At 32.0% G+C, this 17,427-nt stretch carries 8 protein-coding genes; 1 reads left to right on the top strand and 7 read right to left on the bottom strand.

Annotated elements, in window-relative coordinates; genetic code table 11:
- Positions 1-21 precede the first annotated feature (21 nt).
- Positions 22-1,296, top strand: a complete 1,275-nt coding sequence (locus tag IAI10_RS04425) for an L-serine ammonia-lyase, iron-sulfur-dependent, subunit alpha (protein WP_315672074.1) — start codon at positions 22-24, stop codon at positions 1,294-1,296.
- Positions 1,297-1,345: 49 nt separating this feature from the next.
- Here IAI10_RS04425 and IAI10_RS04420 read toward each other — a convergent pair whose 3' ends face one another.
- The 7 genes from IAI10_RS04420 to IAI10_RS04390 all read right to left on the bottom strand — a co-directional run bounded on the left by IAI10_RS04420 (position 1,346) and on the right by IAI10_RS04390 (position 17,362).
- Positions 1,346-2,212, bottom strand: coding sequence for a DMT family transporter (locus IAI10_RS04420; protein ID WP_315672201.1), 867 nt, complete (start codon positions 2,210-2,212; stop codon positions 1,346-1,348).
- Positions 2,213-2,249: 37 nt separating this feature from the next.
- Positions 2,250-2,570, bottom strand: coding sequence for a hypothetical protein (locus tag IAI10_RS04415; protein WP_315672073.1), 321 nt, complete (start codon positions 2,568-2,570; stop codon positions 2,250-2,252).
- 402 nt (positions 2,571-2,972) lie between these two features.
- The gene (locus IAI10_RS04410; RefSeq protein ID WP_396334342.1) at positions 2,973-3,272 is read right to left on the bottom strand and encodes a transposase; all 300 of its coding nucleotides are present in this window, start codon (positions 3,270-3,272) and stop codon (positions 2,973-2,975) included.
- 288 nt (positions 3,273-3,560) lie between these two features.
- Positions 3,561-3,728 (bottom strand): tyrosine-type recombinase/integrase, encoded by a 168-nt coding sequence (locus tag IAI10_RS04405; RefSeq protein ID WP_315672200.1) that lies wholly within the window; start codon positions 3,726-3,728, stop codon positions 3,561-3,563.
- A 37-nt stretch (positions 3,729-3,765) separates the two neighbouring features.
- Positions 3,766-4,233, bottom strand: coding sequence for a tyrosine-type recombinase/integrase (locus IAI10_RS04400; protein WP_315672072.1), 468 nt, complete (start codon positions 4,231-4,233; stop codon positions 3,766-3,768).
- 771 nt (positions 4,234-5,004) lie between these two features.
- The gene (locus IAI10_RS04395; protein WP_315672071.1) at positions 5,005-5,553 is read right to left on the bottom strand and encodes an SMI1/KNR4 family protein; all 549 of its coding nucleotides are present in this window, start codon (positions 5,551-5,553) and stop codon (positions 5,005-5,007) included.
- Positions 5,554-5,581: 28 nt separating this feature from the next.
- Positions 5,582-17,362 (bottom strand): fibronectin type III domain-containing protein, encoded by an 11,781-nt coding sequence (locus IAI10_RS04390; protein ID WP_315672070.1) that lies wholly within the window; start codon positions 17,360-17,362, stop codon positions 5,582-5,584.
- Positions 17,363-17,427 lie beyond the last annotated feature (65 nt).

Below are 17,427 nucleotides of genomic sequence, written 5' to 3'. Positions count from 1 at the left end.
TTTTGATGGAGGATGAATTTTATGATAGAAGAAAAATTTTTAGAAATATTAAAAAAAGAATTAGTAGTGGCCCTAGGCTGTACTGAACCCATTGCCATCGCCTTAGCTGCTGCCACTGCAAGAAAATACCTGTCTTCACAGGAAATAGCCTCCATAAAGGTCTTTGCCAGCAGAAACATAATTAAAAATGCCATGTCTGTAAATATCCCAGGCACTGAGAGCTGCGGTATCAATCTTGCTGCTGCTTTAGGCGCTGAAGTTAATTATGAATTTAGCAAATTAGAAGTATTAAATCGCATCACAAAGGAAAATATTATTAAAGCTAAAGAAATGGTTAAGGCTAATATGGTATCTGTGTCTATAGCGGACACTTCAAAAAAGCTTTATATCGAAGTTATAATAAATTCAGGCTCCTCCTCTTCAAAGGTAATAATTGAGGACGATCATACAAATATAACCACCATTGAAGTTGACGGTAAGTCCTATCTTGGTGATATGCTAAGAACGGCTAAATTGACAGATGATGAAAATACAGATACTCTCTGCATAAAAGAAATATGGGATTTTGTGCAAAGCGTAGATATAGAAAAACTAGCTATAATAAAACAAAGCATAACCCTAAATAAAGCAATAGCCTTAGAAGGTATTAATTCCTGTTACGGCTTAAGCGTTGGAAAAACCATTATGGACTCCATAAAAAAAGGCATATTGCAGGAGGATATTTTAAGCTATTCCATGGCTCTTACTGCTGCTGCTTCAGATGCCAGAATGGCTGGCTGCAGCTTGAGCGTAATGAGCAATTCCGGCAGCGGAAATCAAGGCATAGCAGCTACTCTTCCAGTTGTAGCAGCTTGGGAAAAGCTTGGCTTAGAAGAAGAAAAGCTCATAAGGGCTGTTGCCTTAAGCCACTACATAACAATTTATATAAAATCCAAATTCGGCAGGCTTTCTGCACTCTGCGGCATAACCATTGCTACCACTGGGGCAAGCTGCGGTATAGTTTATCTATATGGAGGTAATCTTCAGGCTATAACCTACTCCATTCAAAATATGCTGGGAAATGTTACTGGAATGCTCTGCGATGGAGCTAAAGCTGGCTGTGCTCTAAAGGTATCTACCTGCACCAATGCAGCAGTTCAATCTGCTATGCTTGCCTTAAACAATATAAATATAAAAGCTACTGATGGCATAATCGAAGAAGATGTAGAAAAAACCATAAATAATGTGTGCAGACTGGCTAATGAAGGTACTCAAACTGCTGATGACATAATACTTGATATAATGATCAATAAATAGAGCCTATTAAAAGGGCTGATTACTCAACTGTAAAGTAATCAGCTCTTTTCTATTTATTAGAATTGGTACCCCAAACTCCTATGAGTATGAGAGCAGAACCTATTAAATGATAATAATGAAAGCTCTCTCCAAGAAGCACCACCCCTGCTATTATAGAAACGATGGTGGATATATTTGAAAATACAGAAGCTATGGAGGCTTCCAGCTTTGACAAGCTGAAATTAACTAAGAAATAAGCAATTATAGAAGATAATATGGCCAGATAAACCATGGATTCTATAAAGGTGGCACTTGCCAAGGGCTTGAAATAATCCTTCAAATTCCCTTCAGTGCCCATCTGTATTAAATTCATTATATTAAAGCATAGGGTTCCTAAAAACATCATAAAGTAAGTTATTTCTAATGGAGTAAAGGCTTTAGATATCTTTCTAGAGGTGATTGTAAAAAATCCCGCTGATACTACTGCACCAATAAGTAAAAGTATTCCCCAAAGAGAGGTTCCATTTCCCCCATCAGAGCTTCCAAACAGGGCAATTATAATTACTCCCAAAACTGATATTCCTATAAAAATGCTTCTTTTAAGTGAGGGTACCTCATTTAAAAAATATATTCCTAGGATAGTAACTGCTATAGGAATAAGAGAAATCATGAGCCCTCCAATAGAGGAAGAAGCAAATTTAAGCCCATAGGTTTCAAAAATAAAATATATCACAGGCTCAAAAAGTGATAAAATCACTAGCCATTTTATAGGTTTATTTTTATAATCCACCTTTATTATTCTAAGCAAAACCAATATTGACATCACAATAAATGCTAATAAAAATCTAAAAGAAACTATCTGCAGCGGCGCTGCCACAGTTAATGCTCTCTTAGTAAACAAAAAACTCAATCCAAAAATAGCTGAGGACAAAATCATCGTCATATGTGGTAAAAATTTAAAATTGCTTTTCATTTTATTTTGCAAGCCAGTTTATAACCGCTTCATTTGGGCAAGCACAGGATTCTGCATCTGTTTTTGTTACAAATAATATATCTCCTGGATTAGCCACTGCTTTTAGCTCTTCTAATATTTCCACAGCAGACAAAGTGCTCTTAACTAGATATGCCTCAGGCATAAAGTGTGCCCAAGCACCTACGGATTTTATCTTTGCGACTATATTATCTTCGCTGGACTCAACATGTTCATGGTCATGATGGTGTTCATGTTCATCAGTATGGTCATGGCCACAACCACAAGTATCACTTAAAAAATATGTAATTAAATAGGGTGTCATAAAATGGTCTCCTTTCAAAACACAACTTTATATACAGCTTGTTTATACTCATTAAATTATACATGATTATGTAAAAATGTACATGTTAATATTTGGCCTAAGAATTTTGATTTTTGCTTTAGGTTCTGTTTTAAATCAGTGTTGATTTTTACACTGATTTAAAATATTCATTAATTCTTTGTTCTCAGATAATTAGATCTTCTGGTTTGGATATCAACATAGAACTTCTCATCATTTTGGATGTAGAATAAGATTCGTTCTACCTGCTTATCCGTAAGGTACCTATACCTGTATTTCAGAACCGTAAGCTAGCTTTACTCTATCCTTTGCAATATCTGCAACAATATCTTTTGAATAGCCATCGTCCACCAAGTACCTGTTGAATGAATACTGTTGACCTTCTTATTGATTGAAGAATTTCTTATAGCTTGGATAGTGATAGCATAGCTGACCATGTAGTTGATTGGTTAAAGTAGTTAAAGCTTTTACAATTGCATTCCCTCTATTTGCCATCATTCTTATAGTCCAGTACAAATCCTGCGGATTAGCATCTGGTAGTTTATCAAGTATTCTTAGAAGCACAGCGGCAATACAATAGGCATCCCAATCGTCACTCTTTTTAGTGGTTGGATAGCTCATTCTCTCTGAGTAGGAAAGGGCTGAATTGACTTCCTTTACTACCTGTCTTTTTCTAGCAGAAATATAGCTAATGACCTGCCATAGCCATGTACATCTTCTAGTCCAAATACTGGTTCTAAACCTCCTGTTAACTTTTTTACTTTGTTTAGTAGCTTTGTAAAATCAGAAGGCTTATTTTCAATTACAATAGTATCTAGTTTTTCATTCCAACAATCAATTATTACAGCGGTATGTGTATCTTTATGTAGGTCAAGACTAACGTAGACATGATTTTTGCTTATAGTGCATTTTCATTCACTCCTCGATTTGTCGTTGCAGGAACGCAGGCAACCTCAGTTTGAATCATTCAGACTATTTCCAAACGGTATTTATTGGAATACCTTTAATTATAAGTCTTGTACAGAAGGTATGTCTAAAGGTATGTGGCTTTAGTTTCATTGCAAAATTTCCATTCACTATATGTTTCTCAAGTAGTGTATTTACAGCATCCCTTTGAATCGCTCCTCTTTGTACTAAGATTAGGTACTCAGAATCTTTGAATGAATTATTATTCCTTTCAGAAATGTATTCTTGGAATAGTGTCCATCACTTCAAACTTTACTGGAACTGCTCTCACATTCCCCCCTTTACCAACTATTTTTATCTGGCTTAGCAGAAAATCAATATTCTTTAACTTGATATCACAAAGCTCACTTACCCTTACCCCTGTAAACATCAAAAGCTGAATTATCATCTTATCTCTTAGGCTTACTTTCTTATGGTTTTGAATGTAGAACTGAATTCTTTCTAGTTGATTATCTGAATATACCTCTACTTGTTCCCCTGAACCAAAAGCTATTTTTATTTTGTCTTTCTTTAAGTCAACCACATTATCTGCCATGTAGCCTTTTTCTATTAGGAAATTATTGAAAGCTCCAATACTATTGACTTTTTTATTAATGGTAGCAGACTCATAGCTGTTATCAACAAGATAGTTTTTATAGCTGGTTATGTAGAACCGTTTTAGTGTTCCATCAAATTCCACTCCAATTATTCCAAGATACTTGAGAAAGTTTGAAATATCTCAAACATATCTTTGTATTGTATTACTGCTTTTTCCATCTTCCATTAGATTAATTTTCAATTTCTCTACTAACATTTTCATACTTTTTATCCTTCCATTATTATTTTTAGGCAAAAGAAAAGACTAACAAAGGAAATCATATTCCAATGTTAGTCTTTGTTTTTTATATTCTGAGGTATTGCTAGGTAGCAGATCTGTCACATCTAGGGCATAGTAAACCATTAGTACAACTATGTTTGGTCGCAAGAGCGTAGTCTCAACCAACTTTATTTTTATTATCGAGTATTTTTTCTATAGCTTATTTACTTTCAAAACTTAGGCCTATCCGCCCAAGTTATTGATTTTACTAGCTTTCCTGTGTCCAAAGTATGCCCAAACTCTGTCCTACTGTATCCAGGTTAGACCTTCGAAAGAAAACTCCAACAGACACCGTTTTAGCATCCATTGGAGCTTTACTATTAGCTTGAATCAGACAACAAAAGGAGTTTTGGTTGAATGTCATATGTTTCCATAGCAACAGACATTTGAACCTCCTTTTGATGGCTGTTTGCAGTTTTTAGAGAGTGTTTTCCACTTAGTAGTGAATAAGCTTACCGCAGAATTATTATTATGGAGTAAAATCCAAAATATTTTTTTATTAGAGATTAAAGTAATCAAAGACCTTACTTACCGTTGAATAATCCCTTACTTATTTTGTAGCTAGTTTACATATAATTATGCTTTTAGTTGGTTTTAATTATCCTGATTATTCTCTAATTCCTTTAAAAAATCATGGTCTATCCAAACCGATTTAACCTTGTAACCACTTAAATCTTCATCTTTTACATTATAAGGTTCAATAATATTAATAAACTTATTAAATGACTCTGCCAAATGAATTAAATCGGTAATAGCTATCTCATTAAATTCAAATTGAATCTCTTTTTCATGGTCCCAATAATAAATATGTCCATACATGTCTTTATTTATATTTATACATATAATGTCTCCACCTTCAACACGAGCTATAGGTACACACCCCTTTGGTATTCTTCCATTAAATGTATTAATAGATGAAAATATATCATCAACAGAATTAATACCAACACCAAAGAAATAATTAACACACAATGATTCAATTTCCTCATTATTTAATTTTACAATATTATTTTCGGGTCTTCCTCCATTATACTTTTTAAGAAAATCCTCATATTCTGCTGGGAAACTAAAACCATAGTTTTTTTCCATTGAATTCAAATAATCCGTATTCAACAATATTTTACTAGAATTTATTTTAATCATAATATCCCTTCCTTTTCTTATTTTCTATTTAAGGCACAATACCTTTTTTAATTAGTGATGCTCCTCCAGTATGACGAACAGCTTGATGTAAATCAGTTGGAACAAGTTCCATTGTTACCCCATCTTCAACGTGATGCCAAGTATATCCTTGTGGTGTAGATTTTAATCCTGCAGCCCTATTAGCAGCAGTAAAATCACTAGTAGTATTTCCTTTTAATCCCTCTACTTCAACCTTTACTTTTGCATAAGGTTTTAAATCCGGGAATCCATCTTCAGTAAATTTAACACCATTCGGATACTTTTCAGCTAAGTCACCTGAAAATTCAAATGTTTGTCCTGCATACTTTTTATTTATAATTCTAACATCATCATAAGGATTACTTACCCCCTCGGACTCTTTCCCCATACTAGCATAATCAAAGGTCTTACTCAAATCATTCCCATAATTATTCCAAGAGGTCTTTATTCCACCAATTCCATATCCTATGCTTGCAATTCCGTCACCAGCTAATTCAAAACTTCCTGCAATAGCTAATCCACCTGATAATACAGCTGCTTGCCCTGCTACATAAATTTCTCCCATTCCTTTTGCCATAGTAACTGCACCAAATGCCATTGAAACTATATCTCCTAGAGATTTTCCTGTTTCAAAAGAAGTGGCTCCTTGATAATCCCCTTTTAATTCTAGTTCCTCTGCATACTCATTAGGATCTTTTCCTCCTACTTTTAGATTTAATATGTTTAAACTTGCGTTATTGGCTACAGAATTCACTATTCCTTTTATAAATTGCCCCGGATTATTCTTTATGCTTTTCCCTATATATAGTAGATTTTGAGTTAAACTGCTTAGTTTATCATGAGTTTCACTTATTAAACTAGATATCCTTGGAACTATATAAGAATATATCTGCGTTTTCTTAATAGATTCTACTACCATATTAGCTTCATTTCTTATACTGTTTATTGTACTGCTTATTCCCTTCCCTATTCCAGTATTTAAAAATGATTTATAAACATATTCTGCATTGTTTTTTACAAACCCGGCTACACTGCTGGCGGCACTAGATATAGCCGATGCTCCCGCCTCAACAGAGTTCCACACAGAACTTGCCGTATTAGATATCCAATTAAAGACTCCATCTAAAAAATGTCCTGTAGGATCTTGATGCATTAGAGGCTCATTATTGCAGTAGGTATAAATATTTAAGCTTAGTGGATCTTTTATATCTCCTCTATAGCTATCCTCCTGCATAAATCTTCCTGTTCGCGGATCATACATTCTTGCCATTATATAATAGGTTCCTGTTTCTATATCATATTGATATCCTGCATATCTATATGGATTATCAATTGTTTCTGTTGTATCTGTTAAGCTTCCAAAGGCATCATAGTAGTAGGAAGCTAATTTATTCCCCGAGGAATCTATTAACATTGTAACATCAGCATGTCCGTTAAATAAATAATAAGCTAATTTTGCTGATGCATATCTAAAGTTCTGATTAGTACCATATACATTTTGCGCAGTTTCTGCTCCAGACTCATTAAGTTCTAATACTACTTTTTCTCCATCATAAAAGTATCTTTTTATGTTTCCATTTGATGCCTTTGCTACTCTTTTTCCTTCACCGTCATATATGTTTACTATATTTATTCCTTCTGCTGTAATGGTTTCAACTAACTCATTTAACTCATCATATTTATTGGTTGTCACTAGTGTATTCTGTGCTTTTCCATTTAAATAAGCTGTTGTACTTGAGGATAATTGATTTCCATTGTTATCATAAAAATAATTAATTTTTTCTGTTACTGCGCCATTAATCGTAGTGGCAGTACTAGTTAATCTATTTTCATCATTGTAACTATAGCTTATTATCTTTGTATTTCCGGCGTATACATTAGTTTCTAATATTCTATTTCCTGAAGCATCATACCCATAAGAAGCTGTATTACCGTTTTGTTCTGTCACCTTGATAAGTCTTTCCAATTTATCATATTGATAGCTAGTCGTGCCTTTGTTGTCTAACTTTGAAAGCATATTTCCGGCCTTATCATACATATAGCTATAAGATTCTAATAAGGTACCATCTGACTTTTTATTAGCAAGTGTTTTTAATAAATTATTCTTATAATAAGTATACTGCTCACTAGTTCCATTGGAATATAATAGCTTTTGAATATTTCCATTATCATAATAACTATATACAGCAGTATTGGCAGCTGATATAACTTCGTTTATTCTTCCAAGTCTATCATATAGTTTTGTTACTATATTTCCCTTAGGGTCAGTATCTATCTCCTCTGTAAATCCATTAGCCATTCCTTTGACTATATCATATACATAAGTTTCTTTTCCTATGCTCGGTGCATTTTTCGAGGTAACCCTATTCAACTCATCATAAGTTCTTACCGTAGTTCCTGTACCATCTGTCATAGTCAACTGGTTGCCGTTATTATCGTAAGCGAAGCTTATAGATATTGCTCCAACTTTCTCTGATATAAGTCTATTGTGAATATCATAAATATAATTTACTATATTGCCGTTTCTATCGGTTTTACTCTTCATATTTCCGTTGCCATAATAAGTATAGCTTTCTGTCTTAGATGAATTATAAGTGTAACTTCCAGAATTTCCTGCTCTTCCGCCATTATCAATCCTTCTTATTAGCTTATTCTGCGGATTATATTCATAGGTAGTTACATTTCCTTTACCATCTGTTTCTGTAAGCATATTACCATTATTATCATAACTATACCCTGTAGTTTCACCAATGGCATTGCTAACGTAAATTAATCTATTGTATTCATCGTATCCATAAGTTGTGGTATTGCTATTTCCATCAGTGCTGGAAATCTTATTTCCTACAGTGTCATAGGTTTCACTAGTTACATTTCCTTCTGCATCAATAGTCTTTATTAATCGCTTGTTTTTATCATAGAAAAATTGAATGATATTATTAAGTGCATCATAAGATTTTGATTGTGTTCCATCATCGTTATATTCTAATTTTTCTATAATTTTATTATAAGCATCTAATTTTTCTACTAATCTGCTTAGAGAATCATATACATATGTGGTTATATTTCCTCTCCAATCAGTAACTATTGTATTATTTCCTACAGCATCGTAGCCATAAGTTGTAATTTCTATTGTTTTTGTTCCATTTATGTCTGTTATCGTTATTGATTTTGTTTTTATTCTATTTAATTCATCATAAGTATTTTCTGTTGTTACGTTATTACCATCTACAACAAATCTTTTATTACCATTCTTATCGTAAGCAATAGATGTTATTATTGCATTGGCTCCATTAGAATTTTGCTCACTATACTTAAGTTCTCTGCCTTGATTATCATAAGTGGTTATTTGTGTCTTGCCTAAAGAATCTTGCGTAAATACTTCTCTGCCCATAACATCATATTCATAATTCACAGTGTAGGTATCTATTGTAGCATCACTTGAATAAATAATTTTTCTTATTTTACCGAAAGCATTGTATTCATATTTTGTAACATTTCCATTAGCGTCAATATTGGCGATTATATCACCAAGTAAATCATAAGTATTTCTTTCCATTGTAATTTCTGGTGATGCGGAAGACTTTTGAATTGTTGTAGATAGTATATTTCCTGCATCATTATAATGATAATTAATTATCACTCCATTAGCATTTATTTCAGATATTTTTCTTAATGCACCATCATAAACATATTTTGTCGTATAGGAAAGTTTTCTGTCTGCAGTATCTGCATCTAAAATGCTTATAATTTGATTAACTAAATTGTAAGTTTTCACTACTCCGTATCCGCTATTTATTTTATCATCGGTAGAGACTCCACTTCCTGCTTCATATCCTAGTGCATAAAGCTCCTTTATAATATTTCCATTATTATCGTATTTGTAGGCTTGTGAAACCATATTTATAACTTTAAGAGTGTTTATGTCCCTGTATACTTGAATTATTGTTTTTAATCTATTCATATTATCATAAGTATACTGAATATTATCTGGTCCCTGCTTAGACAATATTACGAAATCATATATATCTATAATGCCATCTTTATTAAAATCATAATTGGCATTATAGCCGCTATCTGAGGATTTTTTATTATAGTAGTTCTGAAAATTATTCAGTAGCTGCTTATAATCTTCTTCATTTTTAGCAGAAATCTCCTGTATCTTTCTTCCTGCGTTATCATAATAGAACTCTGTAGAATTCCCTTTAGCATCTATTTGATTTATTAAGAATCCTCTTGCATCATATATATATATAGTAATATTTCCATTTCCGTCTGTAGAAGTAAGCTTTTTGCCTTCCCAGTCATAGGTAGCTGAATTATTTATTGTTACAGCCTTTCCAAACTCATCTAATCCAGATTGACTTACAGATATTTGTCTGCCCATATTGTCATAGCTATAGATTGTTTTAACTGAATCTGGTGTGACTACACTTATTAAATTTCCATCTTTATCATAACTATAGGTAGTAATCAATTTTATATTTGATGTTGATGAGCTTCCGTATATATCCTGAGATAACACATAGGTTGTTTTTGTAATAGGTTTTCCTAAATAATTATTGGTATAATCTGTGATATTTTTTGTATTTGCATCTATGTAATCTATCTCTTCAATTAAATAACCATCCTTATCATAGGAATACTCTGTTTTTCTACCACTGCTGTCTACCACTGCTTTAATATTGTTATCTCCATAATACTCATAACTTTTTGTTATCACATTTTGAGGAACCGCATATAATAAAACTTTATCCTTACCTGTAATCTCCTGAATTTTTCGTCCATCCTTATCATAAACCACCTTATAATAGCTATAAAGAATTTTTCCATCATAAGTTTCTAACGGAGTCCATTGCTCTGTTAGTCTATTCAATCCATCATATCTATAATAAATAGTGCTTCCATTAGCATCTGTAGTACTTGCTTTAGTTCCATTAGCATTATACGTGAATATCACTTTTGTGCCATCTGCATTATCTTGTTCAATTATACGATTAGCATAATCATAGATATAATTTGTTACTGCTTTATCTGTATCATTCAAATATACTGTTACGGTTTTTTCTATATTCTTGTTACTTAATATAGAATAAGAATATGTTTCTAAAAGTACTGGTGATTTAGATGAATTTTCACTGAAATATATACTTATAACCCTGTTCATTGAATCGTAAGCATAAGTATATATTCCTCCATTAGGTTTTGTTTCAGTAATTAAGTTTCCGTAAATATCATATGCATAAGTAGTTATATTATTATTGGTATCTTCAGAAGTTTTTATCTTTCCACTTGCATAATATGTGTATCTATTACCTGCATCTGCTTTATAATTGCCATTACTTGCATCCTCTTGTGAAGGATCATATAAATTTGCAGTAACCTCTTCAATTTTTCTTCCTTCTGAATCATAAACAGTTCTAGTAGTTTGTCCACCGTTAAACACTGTCTTAGTAAGACTTCCATTGGAATCATACTCATAAGTTATCACATATCCCTCTGGAGAAACAGAACTAGTTTTTAATCCCATATCATTGTAAACATTATTTGTTGTATGTCCTTCTCCATCTGTAATAGTCTTAATATTTCCATAAACATCATAAGTGTAGCTTATAATATTTCCTTCAGGATCATAGGTACATTTTAATAATCCTTTAGCTTTATATCCTAGCTGAGCACCCTCAGAATCTGAATAATAAACATAAACAGTTACTGCAAATTTTGATTGATCCGAATTTTCCGTATATTGATCTGTTCCGTTTAGTGGTTGTACTTTTTTAATTAGATTAATACCATTTGTATCATAAATATAAAAAGTACATTTTCCAGTTTCATCTACTTCCTCTATAAGATTATTCTTATCATCATAATACTTAAGTTTATAGCTGCCATCTGGGTTTATTATTTTTGTTATATTTCCTTTGCTATCTATCTCGTATTGTGTTATATTACCGTTTCTATCGATGGTAGCCTTTTCGTCACCATATTTATTTAATCCATTTTTGTCAAGATAATAGCTCGTATAGCTTATTTTTCCTTCTTCATCCGTGAAAGATATAACATTATATGAACTATCATAAGCTATAATTGTACTTCTTCCCTTTGAATCTGTAATAGTAGTTTTTAAATGGCTAGTATCATAATTATAGGTTTTAAGATTACCATAAGAATCAGTGGTCTGATATACGTTATTCTTGCTCTCACCTGTAGTTATATAGCTTATAGCTTCTATAAGGTTGTTATCATTGTCTCTTATTTCACTTAAATATCCATTTGAGTCATAGGTATATTTAATTAAATGATTCATAGCATCATAGACTGTTACAAGTTTGTTATTTTCATATTCGTATCTTATATTTTTCCCAAGTCCACTTATGCTTTGAATTAATCCCTTAGAGTTATACTCTATAGTAAAAGTTCTTCCTACAGCATCAACAACACTTTTAACTTTTCCATTACTATCTACATTTATGCTTATAATATTATTATTTCTGTCTTTAATCCAACATAAATAACCATTTAGGTTAAAACCATAATAATACTGATCTTTTGTCGACAAAATATATCCGCTAGAGAATTTTTGCAAACTGTCTCTTGAATTATTAGCAGTATAGCTCCCATCAGAATTTAAGTTAAAAATTTCTGAGCTTCCATTTGGAAGTTTGGCAACCTTAATATTTGAACTTCCTTGAAAATCTTTTATATAACTTTCAAAACTAAAAGTCCACCCTATCCCAAAAGCTCCGTTAGTATCTCTATCTTTTGAGTTGTACGTTCTTATAAAATTTATTCCATACCCCAAGGATACCTCGCTTAAATCTGTGTAACTCTGAGAGAAGTTTCCTGTAGCAGCATCAGTACCATCACTACCTACAGAAGAATTGTTAAATTCATCAGTTCCAAAGTTTATATTATCCTTGTAGCCTTCAATCAAAGTATTCCAAAGAGGAGTCCTGCTAAAAGCATAGCCGCTTTCATAAGGAGCCTTTATAACTAAAACATTGAAGTATGAAGATGTGCTTTCGAATCTAACTTTACTTACTCCGATACCTCCTAATATAACAATATTATTTCCAGAAGCTTGGAAGTTATTTGAATTTTGTGTATTGCTTGGATTTAATTCGGTGAAATCTCCTGCAACTTCTAATATGCCATTTTGGTAATCTCCTGTTGAAGATTTAGTTGTAAAATTACCTCCTACGTAAACATAATCCTCATCATTATCCATGTATACACAGGTATAATCTTCGAGATCATAATTTCCTGAAACTATAAGACTTCCTTTATTTATTTTTATATAACCTTCTCCAAAAATAAGAAAACCCTTAAGCTGATTTAAGTCACCATCTATTTTAAGTATTCCGCCTTGAAGATCCACATCACTGTTCTCTAAATACATCGACCCTTTTATTATAAGAGTATGACCATTTAAGGATAATTTACTTACCCCATATGCATCAGTTGTATCGTTAAAATCTACACTGCAGCCTAATATGGTATCCTTAGTAAGATAAATTGTTGAGTTCCAAAACGTAATTTTGTCAGTATTTTTTATATATTCAAAATCATCAAACTTATTTACCTTTATTGTACTATTAAATAATGCTCCTGCGCTTTTCTCTATTTTTAAAATATTAAAATAGCAAGATGTAGCATCTTTGAAGTATATTTTACTTGTATTATCTCCTGTAAATATAGTCTCATGAATACCCGAAGTGCTAAAGCTACTTGTGTCATTTACATTAAAGTCTCCTTGTATTTCAAAAATTCCACTGCTTAGATCACTATGTCCGTATCCATTAGTTAAAAAATTTCCTCCTACAAACACGTAATCTTCACTATCAGTCATATAAAGTTCCGAAAGTTTATTTATTTGATAATCTTCATACACATACAATTTACCATTATCTATATTTATTGATGTCCCTTCTTGATCTAAATCTGTTAATATTTTTAGCTGACCACCTTGAAGATCTATCTTTGCATTAATATAGATTACACCATTTAAAACTAAAGAATGTCCATTCAAATTTAAGCTTCCATCGTCAAGCTCCATAGAAAGTGGAAGAACTGCATCTTCCTTTAATAAAAGATTAGCGCCTAAAAGTGTGATTTTTTCTGTATTCTTAATATTTTCTATTCCTTCAACTTGAATTACTTTTATGGGTGTGTTAAATATCACCCCAGCGCTTTTATTAATTTTTAATATATTAATTTTAGAATATCCACCAGTATTAATAGATATTTTACTTGTGTTACTTCCGCTAAAAATAACTACATTATTATCCGATGCACAAAAATTATAGCCATCATTCGTAAAATCTCCCTGTATTTCTAGCACTCCATTGGTTAAGTGGCTATATTCTCCCCTACATGAGCTTTCATTAAAATCCCCTTGGATATATACATAATCTTGAGAATTTACCATGTCAAGCTCAGCATAATCTCGTAAGGTATAATTTCCCTTTATTATTATTCTTCCTTTATCTAAATTCAAAGTTCCATTACTTTGGTTTAGATTTCCATTTATACATAAGGTATATCCATTTAAATCTATATTATTAGCTGAGTCCATTGTTACATCACCATTTACGACTCTATCTTTAGTCAATTTAGCTTCCCAAACAGATGTATTAATACTAGAACTATAGTTGGATTCATTTCCCGCTGCGTCAACTGCTTTAACAGAAAATACATAGTTAACAAAATATTGAATATTATCACTGTAAGTAAAGCTTGTAGCTGTTGTTGTTCCTATTTTGGCACCATTGCAATATATTTCATATCCTGCCACTCTGCTATCATCAGTGGATGAATCCCAACCTATTGTTATCCCCCTGTCTGAGACAGATAAAGTTTTTATATTTTGTGGTGCTGTAGGTGGAGTATTATCAACGCTTGTTTTAACTTCAATTATATTACTTGCTTCAGATAACACGCCTAATGAATCCTTTGCTTTCACTTCATATCCATATTGAGCGTTAGGGTCAAGTCCAGTATCAGTATAGGTTGTAGAATTACTATCAACCTCTCCTATTTTAGTATTATTCCTATATATTTCATATGCTGCTAAACCTATATCATCCGTTGACGCTGTCCAAGTTAATGTTATTGACTTTACTGTTTGATTAGTAGAATTTAAGTTAGTAGGTGCAGTTGGTGGTTGATTTTCTTCTTCTACTACATCCAATCCATATTGTCCTGTTTGTGAACCATATGCTTTAACAGCTACATAATATTTTCTATTTCCTACTAATCCTTTTATTACTTGAAAATTGTTTCCATCTCCATCATCATTAGATCCCAACAAATTTCCGTTCTCGTCATACAAATATCCGTAAGTATCTAAATTTCCAGTAGATTTAATAGTATATTTTCCATCTATAGAAGCTGTAAAATAAAAATAATCATAATCCCCAGAATAATCTATTTTACCAGCTTGCTCTTTTCCAATTTGTATTTGTGCTGCATCATTGAAATTATTTCCATAATCATCATCATATGTAGTGACTGCTATACTAGTGCTTTCCGATGATATGTTTCCACCTTTATCTATAGCCTTCACGGTAAATGAATATGATGTATTAGGCCTCAATTCTTCACATTTGTATTCTGTAGTGGCACTATTCCCCATAATCTTACCATTGCAATATACTTGATATCTGTCAATTACTCCATCATCTTTTGCTGCATCCCAAATCAGATTAATAGTATAAGATGTTTTTTCCTTTACGGATAAATTCGTTGGTGCACTTGGCGGAGTCTTATCTATGTCTGTTGTTACATTCAACTGAGTACTTGCATCAGATAAATTTCCTGCCTGATCCTTTGCTTTTACAAAATAATTATATGTGGTATTAGGGTTTAAAGATGTATCTGTATAACTAGTATTATTAGCTCCAACTTCTCCTATTTCAGTTCCATTTCTATATATATCATAATTTAATACTGCTATATTATCTGTAGAGGCTGTCCAGTTTATCGTTACACTTGACACAGCTTTACTTAAAACCTGCAAATTAGTAGGTACTGTTGGCGGTTGATTTTCCTGTACTGTCACAAGTAAATTATATTTTCCAGTACCTGATCCATAAGCTCTAACTGCTACATAATACTTTTTACCAGCCACTAAATTTTGACTTATTCCAAAATTACCACCATTATAATCATCATTAGACTGTATGATATTATGACTATCATCATATAGATACCCATAGGTATCTGTATTTCCTGTAGACTCAATAGTATAACTGCCATTCATTGGTGCGGTAAATATAAAATAGTCGTAATCTCCTATATAATCTATATTAGCTGGTTTTTCTGTTCCTATTTGAACTGGCACTGCCGTATCAAAGCTATCTCCATAATCATCATTATATGTTGTAATAGTTATAGAATTACTGTCCAAAGATATATTCCCAGCCTTATCTTTAGCCTTTACAGAAAATGTATACCACGTGCTTGGAGTTAATCCGTTACAAATATAGGTAGTAGCTGTAGAACTTCCTATATTTTTTCCATTGCAATATATATCATATTGTTCTACCCCTACATCATCTGTAGATGCTATCCAGCTTAAACTTATGCTATAGCCAGTCTTTGATGCTTCCGTCAAATTTGTTGGTGCTGATGGCGCTGAAGTATCAGCATTAGCTTTTAAAGTGCTGTCACCATTTATATTTGTTTTACTTTTTACATCTTCATTTATTACATTAGTTTTATTATTAATATTTGAATCATTAGTTCCAAACTTATTGTTACTATCTTTTAAAGTAGTTTTTATAGCTATTGCGCTCCAACTACTTATTTCATCATTTTTTCTGGCTCTTATTCTATATATATGAGAGGTCCCTTCCATTAGGTCAATATGTGTATAAGAATTTATATTTCCTAAAGCTTTTATTATACCATCTACTTCTATATCATAACCTGTCGCATCTTTAACTAAATCCCAAGTAACTGTTATTGAATTTTTAGTTGCTGTAGCATTTAAATTTTGCGGTATATCTATAGGCTTTTCTAATGTAGTTTCGCTTAAATACTCACTCCAATTGCTGTAACCTAATGCATTTTTAGCTCTTACCCTATAGTTATGAGTAGTTTTGGGCGATAATCCTGAATGCACAAATGTAGTTTTACTTCCGTTATCTTTTATTACTCCATCCACTTCTAACTCATAACTCTCTGCCCTTTCCGATGAGTTCCAAGTTATTATTATAGTATCTATAGTTTGTATTCCCTTAATTTTACTTGGAATGCCCGGAGGCAGTAGTTTTTCATTAACATTATTATCAGTTGCTACTTTATTATCATTTTTAACATTATTACTGATAATAGTATTAGACTTAATATTGTTTTCTCTTTCCTTAGTTTTTTCTTCAGTTTTTTCTTTAGTAGTAACCTCTAAATCACCACTCCACTGGCTAACTTGATCTTTTGTATTGACTCTAAGTCTATATTTATGCTTTGTTCCAGGTCTTAATCCAGAATGTACATATGACGTTAAAGTACCATTATTTATAACTTGTCCATCTATCTCTATATCATAGCTTTCAGCATCTTTTACATTATCCCAAGTTATTTTTATAGTATCATATGTGGCTTGTGCAGATATATTTATCTTATTCTCAATCTGCTTTGCACTCTGGTAATTGTTTTTAACATTTTTTATAGATTTTTTAGTGACAGCTTTACTTTGTCCTTTTGTGACATTAGCCTTAACTTCGATATTTAATGAAACTACCATCAAAATACAAATTAATAGCACAGCAAGACATTGCTTTATTTTTTTCATTTCCCTCCCCCTCACTTACTTTACATAAAATTTAATATATTACTTTTTATGTAATATAACATTTT

Origin of the sequence: Clostridium sp. 19966, from assembly GCF_032335695.1 — a bacterium.
In the GTDB taxonomy this organism is placed as follows: domain Bacteria; phylum Bacillota; class Clostridia; order Clostridiales; family Clostridiaceae; genus JACTOJ01.
The sequence above is the reverse complement of the archived record's forward strand: the minus strand, read 5'-3'. Positions and strand labels throughout refer to the sequence as shown.